The sequence below is a fragment of the Fusobacterium varium genome (genome assembly GCA_021531615.1).
In the GTDB taxonomy this organism is placed as follows: Bacteria; Fusobacteriota; Fusobacteriia; order Fusobacteriales; family Fusobacteriaceae; genus Fusobacterium_A; species Fusobacterium_A varium_C.
Genome location: JADYUE010000022.1, coordinates 20,840 through 38,369 on the forward strand (window position 1 = coordinate 20,840; position 17,530 = coordinate 38,369).

17 protein-coding genes and 1 tRNA gene are annotated in these 17,530 nt (G+C 28.7%); 15 read left to right on the forward strand and 3 right to left on the reverse strand.

Features of this window, described 5'->3' with window-relative positions:
• Positions 1-634 precede the first annotated feature (634 nt).
• The 7 genes from rpmH to mnmG all read left to right on the forward strand — a co-directional run bounded on the left by rpmH (position 635) and on the right by mnmG (position 6,125).
• The gene (gene rpmH, locus I6E31_07945; protein ID MCF2639902.1) at positions 635-769 is read left to right on the forward strand and encodes a 50S ribosomal protein L34; all 135 of its coding nucleotides are present in this window, start codon (positions 635-637) and stop codon (positions 767-769) included.
• A gap of 82 nt (positions 770-851) precedes the next feature.
• Positions 852-1,202, forward strand: coding sequence for a ribonuclease P protein component (gene rnpA, locus I6E31_07950; protein MCF2639903.1), 351 nt, complete (start codon positions 852-854; stop codon positions 1,200-1,202).
• A gap of 3 nt (positions 1,203-1,205) precedes the next feature.
• A complete protein-coding gene (gene yidD / locus I6E31_07955) occupies positions 1,206-1,445 on the forward strand; it encodes a membrane protein insertion efficiency factor YidD (protein ID MCF2639904.1) in 240 nt (79 codons plus the stop codon).
• A complete protein-coding gene (locus tag I6E31_07960; protein MCF2639905.1) occupies positions 1,442-2,056 on the forward strand; it encodes a membrane protein insertase YidC in 615 nt (204 codons plus the stop codon). Before yidD ends, I6E31_07960 begins: the two co-directional genes overlap by 4 nt.
• Before the next feature lie 5 nt (positions 2,057-2,061).
• Positions 2,062-2,829 carry a KH domain-containing protein gene (locus tag I6E31_07965; GenBank protein ID MCF2639906.1) on the forward strand — a complete coding sequence of 256 codons (768 nt, stop codon included), beginning with the start codon at positions 2,062-2,064 and terminating at the stop codon, positions 2,827-2,829.
• Between the two features lie 9 nt (positions 2,830-2,838).
• Entirely contained in the window at positions 2,839-4,209 is a 1,371-nt protein-coding gene (mnmE, locus tag I6E31_07970; protein MCF2639907.1) for a tRNA uridine-5-carboxymethylaminomethyl(34) synthesis GTPase MnmE, read from the forward strand.
• 71 nt (positions 4,210-4,280) lie between these two features.
• Complete coding sequence (mnmG, locus tag I6E31_07975) at positions 4,281-6,125, forward strand: tRNA uridine-5-carboxymethylaminomethyl(34) synthesis enzyme MnmG (protein ID MCF2639908.1); 1,845 nt, start codon at positions 4,281-4,283, stop codon at positions 6,123-6,125.
• Between the two features lie 477 nt (positions 6,126-6,602).
• Here the strand turns inward: mnmG and I6E31_07980 are convergent, their stop codons facing one another.
• A complete protein-coding gene (locus I6E31_07980; GenBank protein ID MCF2639909.1) occupies positions 6,603-8,093 on the reverse strand; it encodes a glutathione ABC transporter substrate-binding protein in 1,491 nt (496 codons plus the stop codon).
• 231 nt (positions 8,094-8,324) lie between these two features.
• Here I6E31_07980 and mfd point away from each other — a divergent pair, with 231 nt between their 5' ends.
• From mfd to I6E31_08010, 6 genes are all read left to right on the forward strand, one after another.
• Positions 8,325-11,267, forward strand: coding sequence for a transcription-repair coupling factor (gene mfd, locus I6E31_07985; GenBank protein MCF2639910.1), 2,943 nt, complete (start codon positions 8,325-8,327; stop codon positions 11,265-11,267).
• The gene (gene mazG, locus I6E31_07990) at positions 11,267-12,031 is read left to right on the forward strand and encodes a nucleoside triphosphate pyrophosphohydrolase (GenBank protein ID MCF2639911.1); all 765 of its coding nucleotides are present in this window, start codon (positions 11,267-11,269) and stop codon (positions 12,029-12,031) included. Before mfd ends, mazG begins: the two co-directional genes overlap by 1 nt.
• Before the next feature lie 49 nt (positions 12,032-12,080).
• Positions 12,081-12,371 carry an RNA-binding S4 domain-containing protein gene (locus tag I6E31_07995; protein ID MCF2639912.1) on the forward strand — a complete coding sequence of 97 codons (291 nt, stop codon included), beginning with the start codon at positions 12,081-12,083 and terminating at the stop codon, positions 12,369-12,371.
• Positions 12,371-13,228, forward strand: coding sequence for a 4-(cytidine 5'-diphospho)-2-C-methyl-D-erythritol kinase (gene ispE / locus I6E31_08000; protein MCF2639913.1), 858 nt, complete (start codon positions 12,371-12,373; stop codon positions 13,226-13,228). Before I6E31_07995 ends, ispE begins: the two co-directional genes overlap by 1 nt.
• Before the next feature lie 31 nt (positions 13,229-13,259).
• The gene (gene spoVG / locus I6E31_08005; protein MCF2639914.1) at positions 13,260-13,556 is read left to right on the forward strand and encodes a septation regulator SpoVG; all 297 of its coding nucleotides are present in this window, start codon (positions 13,260-13,262) and stop codon (positions 13,554-13,556) included.
• A gap of 83 nt (positions 13,557-13,639) precedes the next feature.
• On the forward strand, positions 13,640-14,176 hold the full coding sequence (locus tag I6E31_08010) for a flavodoxin family protein (protein ID MCF2639915.1): 537 nt from the start codon (positions 13,640-13,642) through the stop codon (positions 14,174-14,176).
• A gap of 86 nt (positions 14,177-14,262) precedes the next feature.
• On the opposite strand, the gene I6E31_08015 is transcribed toward I6E31_08010, so the two are convergent.
• A complete protein-coding gene (locus I6E31_08015) occupies positions 14,263-14,898 on the reverse strand; it encodes a lactate utilization protein (GenBank protein ID MCF2639916.1) in 636 nt (211 codons plus the stop codon).
• Positions 14,899-15,004: 106 nt separating this feature from the next.
• Positions 15,005-15,079 (reverse strand) — tRNA-Gln (locus I6E31_08020).
• Positions 15,080-15,336: 257 nt separating this feature from the next.
• Between I6E31_08020 and I6E31_08025 the strand changes: the two genes are divergently transcribed.
• Both I6E31_08025 and I6E31_08030 read left to right on the forward strand, forming a co-directional pair.
• The gene (locus I6E31_08025; GenBank protein MCF2639917.1) at positions 15,337-15,747 is read left to right on the forward strand and encodes an S-layer homology domain-containing protein; all 411 of its coding nucleotides are present in this window, start codon (positions 15,337-15,339) and stop codon (positions 15,745-15,747) included.
• Positions 15,748-15,785: 38 nt separating this feature from the next.
• Complete coding sequence (locus I6E31_08030; protein ID MCF2639918.1) at positions 15,786-17,135, forward strand: glucose-6-phosphate isomerase; 1,350 nt, start codon at positions 15,786-15,788, stop codon at positions 17,133-17,135.
• Positions 17,136-17,530: the final 395 nt, after the last annotated feature.

Consider the following 17,530-nt stretch of genomic DNA (forward strand, 5'->3'; position numbering starts at 1 on the left):
TATCATAAAAATCAAATAAAATAAAGGCTTAAAATGTATATATACATTAATATTTTTTACTAATCCTTATAAATACTATATTTTCGCTTATGTATATGAATAGTAATATTTTTTACTTTTCTTAAAGTGGCTATATTAAAGAAGTTGTGAATATATACTTTTTTAAAAGGCCCAAAATACTTGAATTAAATTTATGTATATGAATAATAATAAAATTAAAGTTTTTTTTGCAAGAATATCTAATAAAATCAAGGGTTAGTTTTATGTTAAAATTTTAACTTAGTCTTTACATTAAACATTAAACAAAAAAACAACTACAGCTTTATGCTTTTCTTATCTCTTATAAAAATAACTTTTCAAACTAACAAAACTCAATTTTTTATAAAACTTATCCTTAAACTAAAATAAAGTTGAAATAAATTATAATATAAAAATTATTTAATTCCAAAACATAAATTTTATTATAAAATAACTAAAAGATAAATAAAAAATATGTATATTAATATAAATAATAAAATTAAAATAATATAAAATTTATAGAATTTTATTAAATTTTCCAATAATTACTTGACAAAATAAGAATTTTCCTTTAAAATTACTATCTGAAATATAGAATTTTTTTGGAGGTGAAAAAATGAAAAGAACATACCAACCTAATAAAGCAAAAAGAAAGAAAGATCATGGGTTCAGAGCTAGAATGGCTACTAAAAACGGTAGAAAAGTTTTAAAAAGAAGAAGAGCTAGAGGTAGACAACAATTATCAGCATAGAACCCGGTGTTTTAAATCACCGGGTTTTTACAAGAAATAGTATTGTAAAAAATAATTCAAAATTGTTGGGAGTTTTATAACTATGAATAATTTAAAAAAAGACAGAGAGTTTCAACTAATCTATAATTCGGGAAGAAAAAGTTTTGGTTATTACTCTCTTATTTTTTTTAAAAAGAATGATCAAAACTTAAAAAGATGCGGTTTTGTTGTAAGTAAGAAAACTGGAAATGCTGTTTGTAGGAATAGATTGAAAAGACTATTCAGGGAATATTATCGTAAATATGAAGAGCAAATAAAAGATAATTATGATATAATATTTGTGGCAAAAAGAAATGCTGGAGAAAAAGTTAAAACTTTAAAATATCAAGATATAGAAAAAGATCTTTTAAAAGTTATGAATCATAATAAGCTTTTCAAAAATCAAGGAAAATAAACTATGAAAAAAATTATACTTTTATTAATTAGATTTTATCAAAAGTATATATCAATATTTTTGGGAAAAAACTGCAGGTTTATTCCCACATGTTCGGCATACACATATGAAGCTATTGAGAGATTTGGAGTCTTAAAAGGGGGATTTTTAGGTATAAAAAGGATATTAAAATGTCATCCTTGGCATCCTGGAGGATTTGATCCAGTCCCTAAAAAAAATAAAAATATTCAGGAGGATAAATGAGTTATATTTATGGTTTGTTAAAAACTGCTATTGAAACATTACTATTAATGGTTTATAAGGTAACAGGAAACTTTGGAATTGCTATAATTGGAGCTACTATTATAATAAAAATTATTCTTCTTCCACTTACTTTAAAACAAGATAAGTCTATGAAGAATATGAAAAAATTACAACCTGAAATGGAAAAAATAAAAGAGCAATATAAAAATGATCCTAAAATGCAACAACAAAAAACAATGGAGTTATATCAAAAACATAAAGTTAACCCTGCTGGAGGATGTTTACCACTACTTATTCAACTTCCTATTTTATGGGCATTATTTGGAGTTTTAAGAGGGGATATCGTTCCTCAAGAGATGTTTTTATGGATGGATCTTGTAAAACCAGATCCTTATTATATTCTTCCTGTTTTAAATGGAGTTGTTTCTTTTGTTCAACAAAAGGTAATGGGATCATCAGACAACCCTCAAATGAAGAATATGATGTACATGTTCCCTATTATGATGGTATTTATCTCTTATAAAATGCCTGCTGGATTACAAATCTATTGGCTAACATCAAGTTTAGCTGGAGTTATCCAACAATATCTAATTATGAAAAAAGGAGATTAATTAAAATGAGTAATGTTATAGAAATCAAAGCTATGAGCAAAGAACAAGCTATAACTAGGGCTTTAAAGAGAATGGAGGCAACTCCAGATCAAATAGTTAAAGTAGTTGAAAAACAAAAAAGTCGTTCATTTATCTTTGGGCTATTTGAAAAAGAGGGAATTTATGAGATAGAGATTTCAAAAGAGATCGTAAAAAAAGAAGAGGAAAAAGTTCAACATACTCAAGTTGAAGAGAAGAGAGAAGTTCCTAAAAAGAGAGAGATTAAGGAACATAGAGAAAATCATAAAGAGAAAACTCATACAGAGCATAAGAAAGAGCAACCAGTAGTTGAATCAATAGATAATTCAAAGGTTGTAGAAGCTAAAGCTAAAGAGCTATTAGAGTATATTGGATTAAATTTAAGAGTAGATGTAAATAAAATCCATGAAAGAACTTATTTAGTAAATCTTTATGGAGAAGATAACGGAATAATAATTGGAAAAAAAGGAAAAACTCTGAATAGTTTTGAATACCTTTTAAATTCTCTATTGAAAGATTATAGAATAGAAGTTGATGTTGAGGGATTTAAAGAGAAGAGAAATGAGACTTTAAGAGAACTTGGAAAGAAAATGGCAGAAAAAGCTTTAAAATCTAATAAAGCTGTTAGACTAAACCCTATGCCACCAAGAGAAAGAAAAGTTATTCATGAGATTGTAAATAAATATCCTGAATTAGACACTTTTAGTGAAGGAAGAGATCCTAAAAGATACATCGTTATTAAAAGAAAAAAATAAGGAGGAGCCATGCTTTTTGATACAATAGCGGCTATCTCTACACCTCGTGGAGAAGGTGGAATTGGAATAGTAAGAATATCTGGGAATAATGCACTAGATATACTTGAAAAAATATTTAAACCTAAGTCTGGAAAAGCTATAAAAGGACTAAGAAATTATAGTATTAACTATGGTCATATTTTTGATGGTAAGACTTTAGTGGATGAAGTACTAGTATCTATTATGAAAGCTCCTAATACTTATACAAGAGAGGACATTGTAGAGATAAATTGCCATGGAGGTTTTGTAATAACTGAGAAGGTGCTTGAAGTAGTTTTAAAAAATGGAGCAAGAATTGCTGAAATTGGAGAATTTACTAGAAGAGCATTTTTAAATGGAAGAATAGATTTAACACAAGCTGAAGCTGTAATTGATTTGATACATGGAAAGACAGAAAAGTCAGTTTCTCTATCTTTAAATCAATTGAGAGGAGATCTAAAAGAGCAAATAGAGCATCTTAAAAAGTTAGTTTTAGATGTTGCAGCACATATCAATGTTGTTTTAGATTATCCAGAAGAGGGAATTGATGATCCTTTACCAGAGCATTTAGTGGAAAATCTTCAAGAGGTATTGGATACAACAGATAGATTAATAAGATCTTACGACAAAGGTAAGATGATAAAAGAGGGAATAAAAACAGCTATAGTAGGTAAGCCAAATGTTGGTAAATCTAGTATACTGAATTCTGTTTTAAAGGAAGAGAGAGCTATAGTTACTCATGTAGCTGGAACAACTAGAGATGTAATTGAAGAGGTTGTAAATCTTAAAGGGATTCCTTTGGTATTAGTTGATACTGCTGGAATTAGAAAAACAGATGATTTAGTAGAAAATATAGGTGTTGAGAAATCTAAGAAATTGATTGAAAGTGCAGATCTTATTCTTTTCGTTGTTGATGGTTCAAGACCTTTAGATGAAGAGGATATGAAGATACATGAAGCAATAAAAGCTGAAAAGGTTATTGGAATCTTGAATAAGATAGATATTAAAGAGGATATTGACCTATCACCTTTAACTAAGATAAGTAAATGGTTAGAGATTTCAGCTATAAAAAATCAAGGAATAGATGAGATGGAAGAGGAGATCTATCGTCATATTATTGATGAAAATATTGAAGATAGTTCTCAAAAGATAACAATTACAAATGTAAGACATAAATCAGCATTAGAGAAAACTAAACAATCTATTGAGAATATATTTGAAACAATAGAGAGTGGACTTCCTATGGATCTTATGGCTGTGGATATTAAAGGGGCTTTAGATTCATTGTCAGAGGTAACTGGAGAGATATCTAGTGAAGATCTATTAGATCATATATTTAGTAACTTCTGTGTAGGAAAATAAAAAATAAGAGTGATTCATTTTGTGGGTCACTCTTTTCTTGCTTTTAAATATTGAAATTTGGAGGATAAAGAATGAAAAAATATGAAGTTATAGTTGTAGGAGGTGGGCATGGAGGTGTTGAAGCTAGTTTAGCAGCAGCTAGATTAGGAAAGAAAACAGCTATGTTTACTCTTTATTTAGATACAATAGCAATGATGTCATGTAATCCTTCTATTGGAGGACCTGGAAAAAGCAACTTAGTAGCTGAGATGGATATTCTTGGTGGAGAGATGGGAAGACATACAGATAGATTTAATCTTCAATTGAAACATCTAAATGAAAGTAAAGGTCCAGCAGCAAGAATTACAAGAGGACAAGCAGATAAATATCTATATAGAACAGAGATGAGAAAACTTTTAGAACATACTGATAATCTTGAATTGATACAAGATTGTGTAGATGAAATAATAGTTGAAGATGGGAAAGTAAAAGGGATTATAACAAGACTTGGAATAGAATATTATGCTGATACAGTAGTTTTAGCAACAGGAACTTTCTTAAAAGGGAAGATAGTTATTGGAGATGTTGCTTATTCAGCAGGTAGACAGGGAGAAAATTCAGCAGAGAAACTATCTGATAGCTTGAGAGAACATGGAATTACTATTGAGAGATACCAAACTGCAACTCCACCAAGACTTGATAGAAGAAGTATAGATTTTAGCAAGATGAAAGAGTTAAGAGGAGAGGAACACCCTAGATACTTCTCAATTTTTACTGAAAAAGAGAGAAATAACACAGTTCCTACTTGGCTTACTTACACTACAGAAAAGACAATTGAAGTAGCTAAAGAGATGTTACAATACTCTCCAATAGTAAGTGGAATTATTAAAACTCATGGACCTAGACATTGTCCATCTCTAGATAGAAAGGTTATAAACTTCCCAGATAAAACAAATCATCAAATATTTTTAGAATTGGAATCAGCTGATTCAGAAGAAGTTTATGTAAATGGACTTACAACAGCTATGCCACCTTTTGCTCAAGAGGCTATGATGAGAACAATAGCAGGGCTTGAAAATGCAAGGGTAATGAGATATGGATATGCTGTTGAATATGATTATGCTCCAGCTTCACAACTTTATCCAAGCTTAGAGAGTAAAAAGATAGAGGGATTATTCTTTGCTGGGCAAATAAATGGAACTTCAGGTTATGAAGAGGCTGCTTGTCAAGGATTTATAGCAGGGGTTAATGCTGCAAGAAAAGTTGATAATAAAGAGCCTGTTATTATTGATAGAAGTGAAGGATATATAGGGGTATTGATTGATGATATTATCCATAAAAAGACACCAGAGCCTTATAGAGTACTTCCATCAAGATCTGAGTATAGACTTACTCTAAGATTTGACAATGCCTTTATGAGACTATTTAAAAAGGCTAAAGAGATAGGAATCTTATCTAAAGAGAGAATTGATTATTTAGAAAAAGCTATTGAAACAGTTAATAGTGAAATAGCTAGATTAAAAGAAATTAGTGTGCCAATGGTACAAGCTAATGCTTTACTAGAATCTTTAGGATCAAATCAAAAACTAACTAAAGGGGTAAAAATTGGAGATCTTTTAAAGATAAAAGAGGTTACTTATGATAGTTTAAAAGCTATTGTTGAGATAGAAGATTATCCTGAATTTATAAAGAATCAAATAGAAACAATGATAAAATATGAGATCTTTATAGAGAGAGAAAATGAACAAATAAAAAGATTTAAAGAGTTAGAAGAGATGAAAATTCCAGTAGATTTTGATTTTTCACAAGTTAGAGGAATTTCAAATATAGCTAGAAGTGGAATGGAAGAGATAAAACCTTTATCTATTGGAGAAGCTTCAAGAATTAGTGGTGTTACAGGAAATGATATAGCTCTTTTAATAGGATATCTAAAATAATAATTAAGATAGTTATTAATGTGTATATGAACATTAATAACTATTTTTTTCTAATTAGTTTTAAAGTTTAATTTTCATAGTACTAGGTTATCTTTTAAAGATCAATTTTCAAAACTTATATTTTTAATATCAACTAGCCTTCATACTAGAGAATAAAGAATCTCTAGGCTCATTTCGTTGAAAATGCAAAACTCAACTTCGTTTCAAACACGTTGCATTTTCTTAACTGCATTTCGCTGAGAGATTCTAATGTTCTTTAGTGAATTACGGCTTTAGTTGATATTGGGATAGAATTTTGATTTTTAAATATTGGTTTAGAATATAGATAAAAGAGTAGGTAATTACAAAAAGTATATAAAAGTTGATATGTATATAATCAAAAATAAGGTTTTATTTTTTGTCGTATACATAAGTTTAAATAAAAAAGAAGCTGCTAAAATAGCAGCTCCTAGAATTTTATTTTTTGTCATATACATATTATTTTTTATAAACTTGATAAAGGATATGAGTACTTTCAGGATGAGGCACAAATCCTTCAACATTTTTTTGCATTCCTGTAATATCATCAGGATAGATTAAAGTAAAGAATGGTAGATCTTCTTGAAGTATATTTTGAAGTTCTTTATAGTATTCAATTCTGTCAGCTGGAACTGTACTTTCTCTAGCTTTATCTAATAATTCATCAACTCTTTTATTTTCATAGAAAGTTCTATTTCCTGCTCCACCAAGGTTTTTAGAGTGGAATAGAGCATAAAGAGCAGAGTCAGAGTCAGCACTAGAAGACCATCCAAGAATAAACATCTCATGTTCTCCATTAGCAACTCTATCAAGGTAAGAACCCCATTCAAGAATTTCAATTTGAACATCTATTCCAATTTGTTTAAGTTGATCTTGAAGAATAACAGCAGTATCTTTTCTTACACTCTTATCATTAGTCCAAATTTTAGCTTTAAATCCATTTGGATATCCAGCTTGAGCAAGAAGTTCTTTAGCTTTTTCTATATTTTGAGTATATAATTTTGCATCTTTATTGTATCCAAAAACATAAGGTGATACAGGAGAATTAGCTTTTTTAGCTGCTCCTAAGAAAACTGCTCCAATGATATCATCAACATTAGTAGCATATGCTATAGCTTGTCTAACCTCTTTTTTATCAAAAGGAGATTTTTTAGTGTTAAATCCAAGATAAGTAACACTCATAGCAGAGTTTTGAGCTAATTTAAGATTTGGATTGCTCTTTACCATTTCAACATCTATTGGATCTACATCATAAGCTATATCTGCTTCACCAGTTTCAAGTGCAATAGTTCTATTAGTTCCTTCAGGAACAACCTTAAAAGTAAGAGTATCTGAGGCAGCTTTTCCTTTATAATAATCAGGATTAGCTTTTAAAACTATTTTATCTCCAGAAGTCCAAGATTGGAATACAAATGGTCCTGTTCCTACTGGATGTTGTCCATAGTCAGCTCCTCTCTCTTTTACAGCTTTCTCATTCATAATTCCTGCTCCAATGTGGGCTAGGTAATTTACTAGAGGTCCATAAGGTTTTTTAGTTGTAATTCTAACAGTATAATCATCAACTGCTTCAACCTTATCTATATCAGAAAAATAGGCGATTAAACTTGGAGCTTCCTTAGCTCTATTTAAACTAAAAACAACATCTTTAGCAGAAAAAGGTTCTCCATTATGGAATTTAACATTTTTTCTTAATTTTAGTTCAAGAGTAAGTGGATCTATCTGTTTCCAACTTTCAGCAAGTCCTGGAACAAGATTCATATCTTTATCTTTTTCAATAAGTCTATCATAGATATTTAAAGTAACTCTATGAGTAGGCACATCATTTGAAACTTGAGGGTCTAAACTTTTAGCATCAGAGTTTTGTACAACAACTAAATCAGAAGCCAAAAGGTTAAAACTTGAAACTGATAGTAAAATTGCAGTAGCTAAACCAAATAATCTTTTTTTCATATATACTCCCCCTATATAAATAAAATTATTTTTTCATTTTGTATAAAAAAAATATTTATTTTTCAATGATTATATTATTTTTTTTTATATTTGTAAAGATATATTTTTGATAAATTAAAAAAATTTAAAATTATATAAATATCTATATCTTAAAATCTATATATTTTTAATATATTTTTTACTAGGAAAAGTTTAAAATAAAAGGTAGAATATAGAAGAGGTGGGAAATAGATGTTAAGTGAGTATAGGGGAAAGATACCTTTTTATTTAAAAGAATTAGAAAGAAATATAGTTTATTTATGTTCTTCTAATAAAAATATTGAGGATTATTATAATACTCTTGATGATTTTTATGATGGAGAGATTTTAAAAATAGAGAGTAGTTCTGATAGAGATGAGATTGAGAAAATAAATTATGATTTATTAGAGCTTTTAAAATCTAAAGAAAAACATATTATTTTAATCTCTTTAGAAGGGTTTTTAAGAGATTACTATCTTGAGGGAGAAAAAATAGTTTTTCAAAAAGACAGAGATATATCTTTAAAAAAAGTTCAGGATATTCTTATAAAAAATAGATATGAAAAAACATATATGCTAGAAAAAAGAATGCAATATAGTCTTAGAGGGGATATATTAGATATCTTTCCAAAGAATGGAGATTACCCTGTAAGAGTAGAATTTTTTGGAGACAGTGTTGAGAGAATAACTTATTTTGATATAGAAACACAGAAAAGTATTGAGTCTTTAGATAGAATTGATATGTATATGAATAATAATAAAAATTCTCAGATAGATTTTTATAAACTTATAAATTTATCTGAAAATAGGATAATTTTTGAAAATAGAGAGATTCTTCAATATAAGTTAGAGGAGATAATTTTAAGAGATAGAGAGAGAGAAGAAAAATTAAGAGAAAGATTTTCTCAATTGGATATAATTGGTGAGGAACTGACTTTAAAAAGATTTAGTGAAGATGAGATAAAAAAATTTGAAGATTATGAAAATATAAAAAAATTAAGCAAAAAAGAGAAAATCTTAGTAATTTCAGAGGAGAGTAAAAGATATCAAGAGATATTTAAAGGGTATCCAATAGAGTTTCAACACTATCCACATTATGAGGGGTATAGAGATGAAAATTATCTTGTGTTAACTGATAGAGAGTTAAAGGGAATAAAAGTTAAAAGAGGGACAAAAGAGAAGATAAAATTAAGGTATAAAGATGTTTCTCAAATAAGAGAGAATGATTATATAATCCATGAAAATTATGGAGTTGGAATCTATTTAGGAATTGAAACAATAGATGGACAAGATTATCTCAAAATAAAATATGCTGATGAAGATAAACTTTTTGTTCCAGTTGAAGGGATTAATAAAATTGAAAGATATATCTCAACTGATGGTGTAGTTCCAGAGATCTATCAATTAGGTAGGCGAGGATTTAAAAGAAAAAGAGAGAAATTACAAGAGGAGATGTTAATTTTTGCTAAAGAGATAATTGAGATTCAAGCAAGAAGAGCATATGAAAAGGGATATAAATTCTCTCATGATACAGTTTGGCAAGAGGAGTTTGAAGAAAGTTTTCCATATAGAGAAACCCCTTCTCAGTTAAAAGCTATTGAGGATGTAAAACATGATATGGAATCTGAGAGAGTGATGGATAGAGTTATCTGTGGAGATGTGGGATATGGAAAGACAGAGATAGCTATTAGAGCAGCTTTTAAAGCCTCAGTTGATGGAAAACAGGTAGCTTTGATGGTGCCTACAACAGTTTTAGCTCAACAACATTTTGAAAGATTTAGTGAAAGGTTTAAAAACTATCCAATAACTATTGAACTGTTAAGTAGATTGAAAACAGGTAAAGAGCAAAAAGAAGTATTAAATAGAATTGAGGCAGGAACTGTGGATATAGTTATTGGAACTCATAGAATTTTATCTTCAGATGTAAAATTCAAGGATTTAGGATTAGTGATAATAGATGAGGAACAAAAATTTGGTGTTAAGGCTAAGGAACAATTAAAGAAGATAAAAAATAGAATAGATATGATAACTTTAACAGCAACACCTATACCTAGAACATTGAATTTGTCACTATTAGGAATAAGAGATCTATCAGTAATTGATACTCCACCAGAGGGAAGAAAACCTATTGAAATAATTTTTATTGAAAAGGATAATAAAAAATTAAAAGATATTATAATGGAAGAGATAGCTAGAGAGGGGCAGGTATTTTATATCTTTAACTCTGTAAAAAATATAGCTAAAAAAACAGATGAATTAAGAAAAATTCTTCCAAACTATCTGAAACTTGATTTTATTCATGGACAAATGACTCCAAAAGAGATAAAAAATAAGATAAAAGAGTTTGAAAATGGTGATATAGATATTTTAGTTTCAACTACAATAATAGAGAATGGTATAGATATAGAAAATGCCAATACAATGATAATAGAGGGAGCAGATAGATTGGGACTCTCTCAAATCTATCAATTGAGAGGTAGAATTGGAAGAGGAAATAGAAAGGGATATTGTTATCTTTTAACTAAAGAGGCTCAAAGTAAAAAATCTAAAGAGAGAGAGGAATCTATTAAAAATTTAGGAGATAGTGGTGGTGGATTACAACTTTCTCTTGAAGATATGAGAATTAGAGGAGCTGGAGAAATTTTAGGAGAGAAACAACATGGAGCTTTAGAAACATTTGGATATAATCTTTATATTAAGATGCTAAATGAAGAGATTGCTAGATTAAAAGGAGAAAAAAGAATAGAGGATATAAATCTTGAGATAAAATTAAGTATAGATGCCTTTATTCCAGATGATTATATAGAAAAAGAGGAAAAATTAAAAATTTATAGAAAAGCAGCAGAACTAAAAGATAAAGATGAGTTAGATGAGTTAATTGAAGAAGTTAGAGATAGATTTGGTGAGATGCCTAAAGAGGTAAAAAATTTCTTTTATTATCTAAATGTAAAATTAAAAGCAAGAGATTTAGGAGTTGAAATATTAAGAGAGGAAAAAGATGGATTCTTTATTAAATTTAATAGAGAGTGTGTAAATGTTGAGAAGATAACAGAGATGATGTCAACAGGAAAACTCCAATACTTACCAAGAGAGGAAGCTATAAGATATAAGGGTAGTATTATGGGATTTTTTAATGAATATGAGGGAGTGATATAATGAAAGAATTTGATAGACTTGTGGAAATAATAAAGATTTTGAGAGGTGAAGGAGGTTGTCCTTGGGATAGAGAACAAACTCTTGAGACTTTAAAACCTTGTTTGATGGAGGAAACTTGTGAAGTTTTAGAGGCTATGGACAAAGGTGGAGATGAATTAAAAGGGGAACTTGGAGATCTTTTGATGAATGTTGTTTTTCAAGCTGATATCTGTGAAGATGAAGGAAAATTCAATATTGAAGATGTAGCTAGAGGAATAAATGAGAAGATGATTAGGAGACATCCCCATGTTTTTAAAGAGAAAGATAGTGGAATAACTTCAGATGAAGTTTTAGTTAATTGGGAAGAGATTAAGAAAAGTGAAAAGGAACATGAAAATAGAAAATCAGCATTAGATGGAGTACCTATATATTTACCAGCTTTAGCAAAGGCTGAAAAAATTCAGAAGAAAGCAGCAAAAGTTGGATTTGATTGGGATAATATAGCTGATGTAATTGGAAAAGTTGAAGAGGAACTTGGAGAATTAAAAGAGGCTATGGAGAAAAAAGATTCAGAAAATACAAAAGAGGAGTTAGGGGATCTTTTATTTGCTATAGTTAATCTTTCAAGATTTTTAAAAGTTAATTCAACTGATGCATTAGAGCAAACTATAAAGAAGTTTGATAAGAGGTTTAGATATGTAGAAGAGAGATGTGATATAGAGAAAGCCTCTCTAGAGGAAATGGAAAAATTTTGGAATGAGGCTAAAAACAGGGTTGACATATAAAAAAAATATAGTATATATAGTTAATAAGACGGGAGGAGTAGTCTAAATCATGAGATTGGATAAATTTTTAAAGGTTAGTAGAATAATTAAGAGAAGACCTATTGCAAAGATAGTTGTAGATGGTGGAAAAGCTAAGCTAAATGGAAAGGTAGCTAAGGCTGGAACAGAAGTAAAAGTAGGACAAATTTTAGAGTTAGAATATTTTAATAAGTACTTTAAGTTTGAGATAATGGAAGTACCTACTGGAAATGTAGCTAAGGAGAAAACTTCTGACTTGATAAAAGTTTTAGAAAGTAGAGGAATAGAAATTGATATAGATAGTGAGGAGGATATTTTTTAGTGAAATTTTCGTTAAATTCTAATGGAAAAATAAATATAGGTCTGAATGTAATTGGAGTTCTTCCTAATGGGTATCATCTTTTGGATATGATTATGGTACCAATTAGTTTAAGTGATAGAATAACTGGTGAAATAGAAGATATTTCAGGAACTCTTGAAATAAAAACAAATAAAGCAGATATTCCTGTAAATGAAGATAATATTTTATGGAAAATCTATGATAAATTTTATAGTGAAAGTGGACTTTCTAAAAGAAAAATATCTTTGTATCTTGAAAAAATTATACCTCATCAAGCTGGACTTGGAGGGGGAAGCTCAAATGGAGCATTTTTATTAAAACTTTTAAATGAGTTTCATGGAAATTTTTTCTCACAAGAAAGATTGATTGAGATAGGGAAAAGTGTTGGAGCTGATATTCCATTTTTCTTGATTAATAAATCTGCAAGAGTTAGAGGAATAGGGGAGGATATTGAGATTATAGAGAATAATTTAAAAAATTCTATAATTTTAATAAAGCCACAATTTGGAGTTTCAACAGGAAAAGCTTATAAAAATATGTCTATGCTCAATAATAAAAGAGATGCAAATATTGATAAAATCATATTTGGATTAAAAGATAATAGAGTGGATATAGTTGAAGATAATATAGAAAATCATCTAGAGCAAGGATTGTTATTAGAAGATGAAAATATAATTAAATTTAGAAAAAAATTGGCAGAATTAAATATGAAATTTTTTATGTCAGGAAGTGGAAGTGCATACTATACTTTTGTTACTCAAGAAGAATCAGAAGAAGCTGTTACAAGAATAAAAGAGTACTTAAATAGCTGTGAAGTCTATCTTTGCAGTTCTTTATAGATAATACTAAAAACAGGGAAGGTGCATTAATATGAAAATTACAGATGTTAGACTAAGAGCAGTGAAAAACGAGAACGAATTAAAATTAAAGGCTTATGCTGATGTTACTTTTGATGAATGTTTTGTTATTCACGGTCTAAAAATAATAGATGGTCAAAAAGGAATGTTTGTTGCTATGCCATCGAGAAAAATGCCTGATGGAGAGTATAAAGATATAGCTCATCCTATCACACCTGAATTAAGAAAAGAGATAACAGATTCAGTTATAGCTAAATATAATGAAATGGATTTTTCTGAAGAAGTAGCTGAAGAACCAAAAGCTGAATAAGAGATAAGATAATAAATAATTTTAAAGATAACCTGAAGGAATACTTCAGGTTATTTTGTGATTTTTATAAAAGGAGTAAATAGATGAAAATTTTGATTTTAAATGGAAGTGCAAGAAAAAAAGGGAATACTAGAACAGCTTTAAAACAGATAGAAAAAGGAATAGATCTAAATAATAATAGTGCTGAATTTATAGATATTACAGATTTTAAAATAGCTGGTTGTTTAGGTTGTGATGGTTGTAAAAGAACTGGAGTTTGTGTAATAAAAGATGATGCAGTAGGATTAGTTGAAAAAATAGTTGAAGCTGATATGGTAATATTTGGATCTCCAGTTTATTGGTGGGGAATCTCTTCTCAAACTAAAGCTTTAATAGATAGAATCTATATGAAAAACTCTACTTTACCACAACTTAAAAAGAAAATTGGTGTAGTGGCAGTTGGTGCAGATGAATTATCAGGAGAGCAATATAAATTGATAAAAGGGCAATTTGATTGTATATGTGAGTATTTAGGTTGGGAGTTTGCAGTATATAAACCTATCTCAGCTGGATTGATAGGAGATGTTGAAAAGCAAGTTGGATTGATGAGAGAGTTAAAAGAGATAGGACAAAAATTATAGAAAAAGAGATATAATTAGAGAAAATATTATTGTGCATATACATATAAAAAAACTGGTAGATTTTAAGATTTACCAGTTTTTTATTTTTAATATCCTATATTATCATCTACTAAAATAAGAATAATTCTACCTTTTATTTTGCTATAACGAGTGATAAGTAGTTGGCAACATATAGTGTCTGGGGATTTACAATCATAGCAACAACCTGTTTTTTTACAAGGAGTGTCAATGTCAAATCTTTGAGCATTGATAGGGGCAGCTATATTTCTAGCACGAGATATAGCATCTTCTACACTTTTAACAACTTTATTTATTCCAACTATCATTAAAACATATTTAGGTCCATAGCAGATAGCTGCTAATCTATTGGCAACACCATCAATATTTACAAGGATTCCATCTTCAGATATAGCATTACAACTTGTTAAGAAAAAATCACTAGATAGAGCTTGATGCATAATTTTATGTTTTTCTTCTAAAGTAGTAGCTTTTTCTCTATCTAAAACTTTATAATTTCCCTTTCTAACAGCCTCTTTTAATCCGATACTTTCTATTGAAATTGATCCACCCCAACTAACAGAACTTTCTTGAGGGATAATTTCTAAAGCTTTTTTTAGAGCTTTCTCTTTATTTTGAGCAAAATAGGCATCTATATTTCTAGATTTTAAATTTTTGATTACTTGTTCTCCTAATAATATATTTCTTTTTTTTATTATATCCATAAAACTCACCTCATATAATATCTAAGATATATTTTATTATACCATAGAGAAAAAGTTACAAAAAATAAAAAAACTGTCTTTTCAGACAGTTTCAATCTCAATTAAGTGGCTGGGCTGGCTGGATTCGAACCAGCGCATGACGGAGTCAAAGTCCGTTGCCTTACCGCTTGGCGACAGCCCAACAACATGATTATGGTATCAAAAAAAAATTAGTTTGTCAATAAAAAAATTAATTTATAAATTATTAGCTTTTATTTTTGTTCATATACATATAACCAAGAAAAAAAGGTTTTTTATTAAAAATCAAATAAAAATCATGTTTTCATTGATACAAATTTTTCATTGTGGTATACTAATGAAAAGAGTTTGGCAGAAAATATAGTTGCAAAAGAGGTGAATAAAATAAAGATTTTTAAAGTTATATTAATAGGAGTTTTTATAAGTTTTAACTTATCTTATTCTCAATTAAACTATGAAGATGTAAGTAAGGAACACTGGGCATATTCTTCTATAGAGAATCTTGTTAATAGAGGTATAATAAAAGAAAATACCTATAAATTTAATGGAAATGAGCCTCTAGCAAGATATGATTTTGCTTATAGTCTTTCCCAAGTTTTAAATACTATAGATTTAGAAAAAGCTAATAAGGAAGATTTAGATATACTTCAAGCTTTGATACTTGAATTTTCGAAGGAGCTTAATAAGATAGGATTTGATACAAAAACATATAATGCTAAAATTGAGAATATTAATGAAACTGTTGAACTTTTGAGAAAAAGAATAGACGAAAATGAAAAAATTATAGATCAACTTTTGAAAAGAGTAGAAAAATTAGAGGAAAAAATCTAATATTTTTATTTATAAAAAAATCAGGGAGGGAATTTATAATGGAAAAATTAGTATTTGATTATTCAAAGGCACTAGAATTTTTTAGTGAAGCAGAACTAGAAATGATGAAGGAACAAGTTGCAGTAGCAGAAAAGTTTTTAAATGAAAAAAATGGAGCTGGAAATGATTATCTAGGTTGGATAGAACTACCTACAAACTATGATAAAGATGAGTTTGAAAGAATTAAAAAAGCAGCAGAAAAAATTAAAAATGATTCAGATGTACTTGTTGTAATTGGAATTGGAGGATCATATTTAGGAGCAAGAGCTGCTATAGATTTCTTATCTCATACATTCTATAATAGCTTAACTAAAGAACAAAGAAAAGCACCTGAAATTTACTATGTAGGAAATAATATTTCAAGTACATATTTAAAACATCTTTTAGATGTATTAGAAGGAAAAGATTATTCAATTAATGTTATTTCTAAATCAGGAACAACAACTGAACCAGCTATTGCTTTTAGAGTATTAAAAAAACATATAGAAGAAAAATATGGAAAAGATGCAGCAAAAGGAAGAATCTATGCAACAACTGATAAATCTAGAGGAGCATTAAAAAAATTAGCTGATGAAGAAGGGTACGAAACTTTTGTTATTCCTGATGATGTTGGTGGAAGATTTTCAGTTCTTACTCCAGTAGGACTTTTACCAATAGCTTGTAGTGGTGTAAATATAGATGAACTTATGGAAGGAGCAAGAGCAGCTCAAAATGATTACTCAGCTTCATATGCAGAAAATGACTGCTATAAATATGCAGCTATTAGAAATATTTTAAACAGAAAAGGTAAAGAGATTGAGATGTTAATTAACTATGAGCCTAGATTACATTATTTAGGAGAATGGTGGAAACAACTATTTGGAGAATCAGAAGGAAAAGATGGAAAAGGATTATTCCCAGCAGCAGCAGACTTCAGTACTGATCTTCACTCAATGGGACAATATATTCAAGATGGAAGAAGAGTAATGTTTGAAACAGCAGTACTTATAGGAGAACCTGAAGCTGATGTTATAATTGAAGAGGAAGCAGCAGATCTTGATGGATTAAACTATCTTGCTGGAAAAGGAATGGATTTTGTAAATAAAAAAGCAGCTCAAGGAACACTATTAGCTCACGTTGATGGTGGAGTTCCAAATCTTACAGTTACAATTCCTTCAGCTACTCCATTTAACTTAGGATATCTATTCTACTTCTTTGAAAAAGCATGTGGAATCAGTGGATACCTACTTGGAGTAAATCCATTTAACCAACCAGGAGTTGAATCATATAAAGCTAATATGTTTGCTCTATTAGGTAAAAAAGGATATGAAAAAGAAGCTGAAATTTTAAATAAAAGATTAGAAAAATAGTTATTAAATAATTTTAAAGAAGGGAATTCAAATTTTGAGTTCCCTTTTTTGCTAATTTATGAAAAGAAAAATATAAAGATTTATAAAAAAATTATAATTAAAATTCTAATAAGTTATAGATTTTTTAAAAAATTTATTTATAGTATTGATTTGTTAAAATAAAAAGATAGAATATTTTTTACTATATTAAACTTAATAAAATCAAAGGTTAGTTGATAAAATAGAAAAAATATTCTAAAAAAATAAAAAAAGATGTTGACGAAAAATAGTTTCTGTGATATTATAACTGATGTGCCGCAGGAAAGCGGAACACAAAAGAAAAAGTAAAAAGGACATTAGCAACAGAATAGAGAAAGATGATAAAATCAACAAACAATAAATTGGTGTAAATATCA

Coding starts and splice junctions, on each gene's coding strand:
- I6E31_08030 (MCF2639918.1), top strand. CDS start 15,786: ATGGAAAAATTAGTATTTGATTATTCAAAGGCACTAGAATTTTTTAGT.
- I6E31_07980 (MCF2639909.1), bottom strand. CDS start 8,093: ATGAAAAAAAGATTATTTGGTTTAGCTACTGCAATTTTACTATCAGTT.
- rnpA (MCF2639903.1), top strand. CDS start 852: ATGAATAATTTAAAAAAAGACAGAGAGTTTCAACTAATCTATAATTCG.
- mnmE (MCF2639907.1), top strand. CDS start 2,839: ATGCTTTTTGATACAATAGCGGCTATCTCTACACCTCGTGGAGAAGGT.
- mazG (MCF2639911.1), top strand. CDS start 11,267: ATGAAAGAATTTGATAGACTTGTGGAAATAATAAAGATTTTGAGAGGT.
- I6E31_07965 (MCF2639906.1), top strand. CDS start 2,062: ATGAGTAATGTTATAGAAATCAAAGCTATGAGCAAAGAACAAGCTATA.
- mfd (MCF2639910.1), top strand. CDS start 8,325: ATGTTAAGTGAGTATAGGGGAAAGATACCTTTTTATTTAAAAGAATTA.
- I6E31_08015 (MCF2639916.1), bottom strand. CDS start 14,898: ATGGATATAATAAAAAAAAGAAATATATTATTAGGAGAACAAGTAATC.
- rpmH (MCF2639902.1), top strand. CDS start 635: ATGAAAAGAACATACCAACCTAATAAAGCAAAAAGAAAGAAAGATCAT.
- mnmG (MCF2639908.1), top strand. CDS start 4,281: ATGAAAAAATATGAAGTTATAGTTGTAGGAGGTGGGCATGGAGGTGTT.
- I6E31_07995 (MCF2639912.1), top strand. CDS start 12,081: ATGAGATTGGATAAATTTTTAAAGGTTAGTAGAATAATTAAGAGAAGA.
- I6E31_08010 (MCF2639915.1), top strand. CDS start 13,640: ATGAAAATTTTGATTTTAAATGGAAGTGCAAGAAAAAAAGGGAATACT.
- yidD (MCF2639904.1), top strand. CDS start 1,206: ATGAAAAAAATTATACTTTTATTAATTAGATTTTATCAAAAGTATATA.
- I6E31_07960 (MCF2639905.1), top strand. CDS start 1,442: ATGAGTTATATTTATGGTTTGTTAAAAACTGCTATTGAAACATTACTA.
- spoVG (MCF2639914.1), top strand. CDS start 13,260: ATGAAAATTACAGATGTTAGACTAAGAGCAGTGAAAAACGAGAACGAA.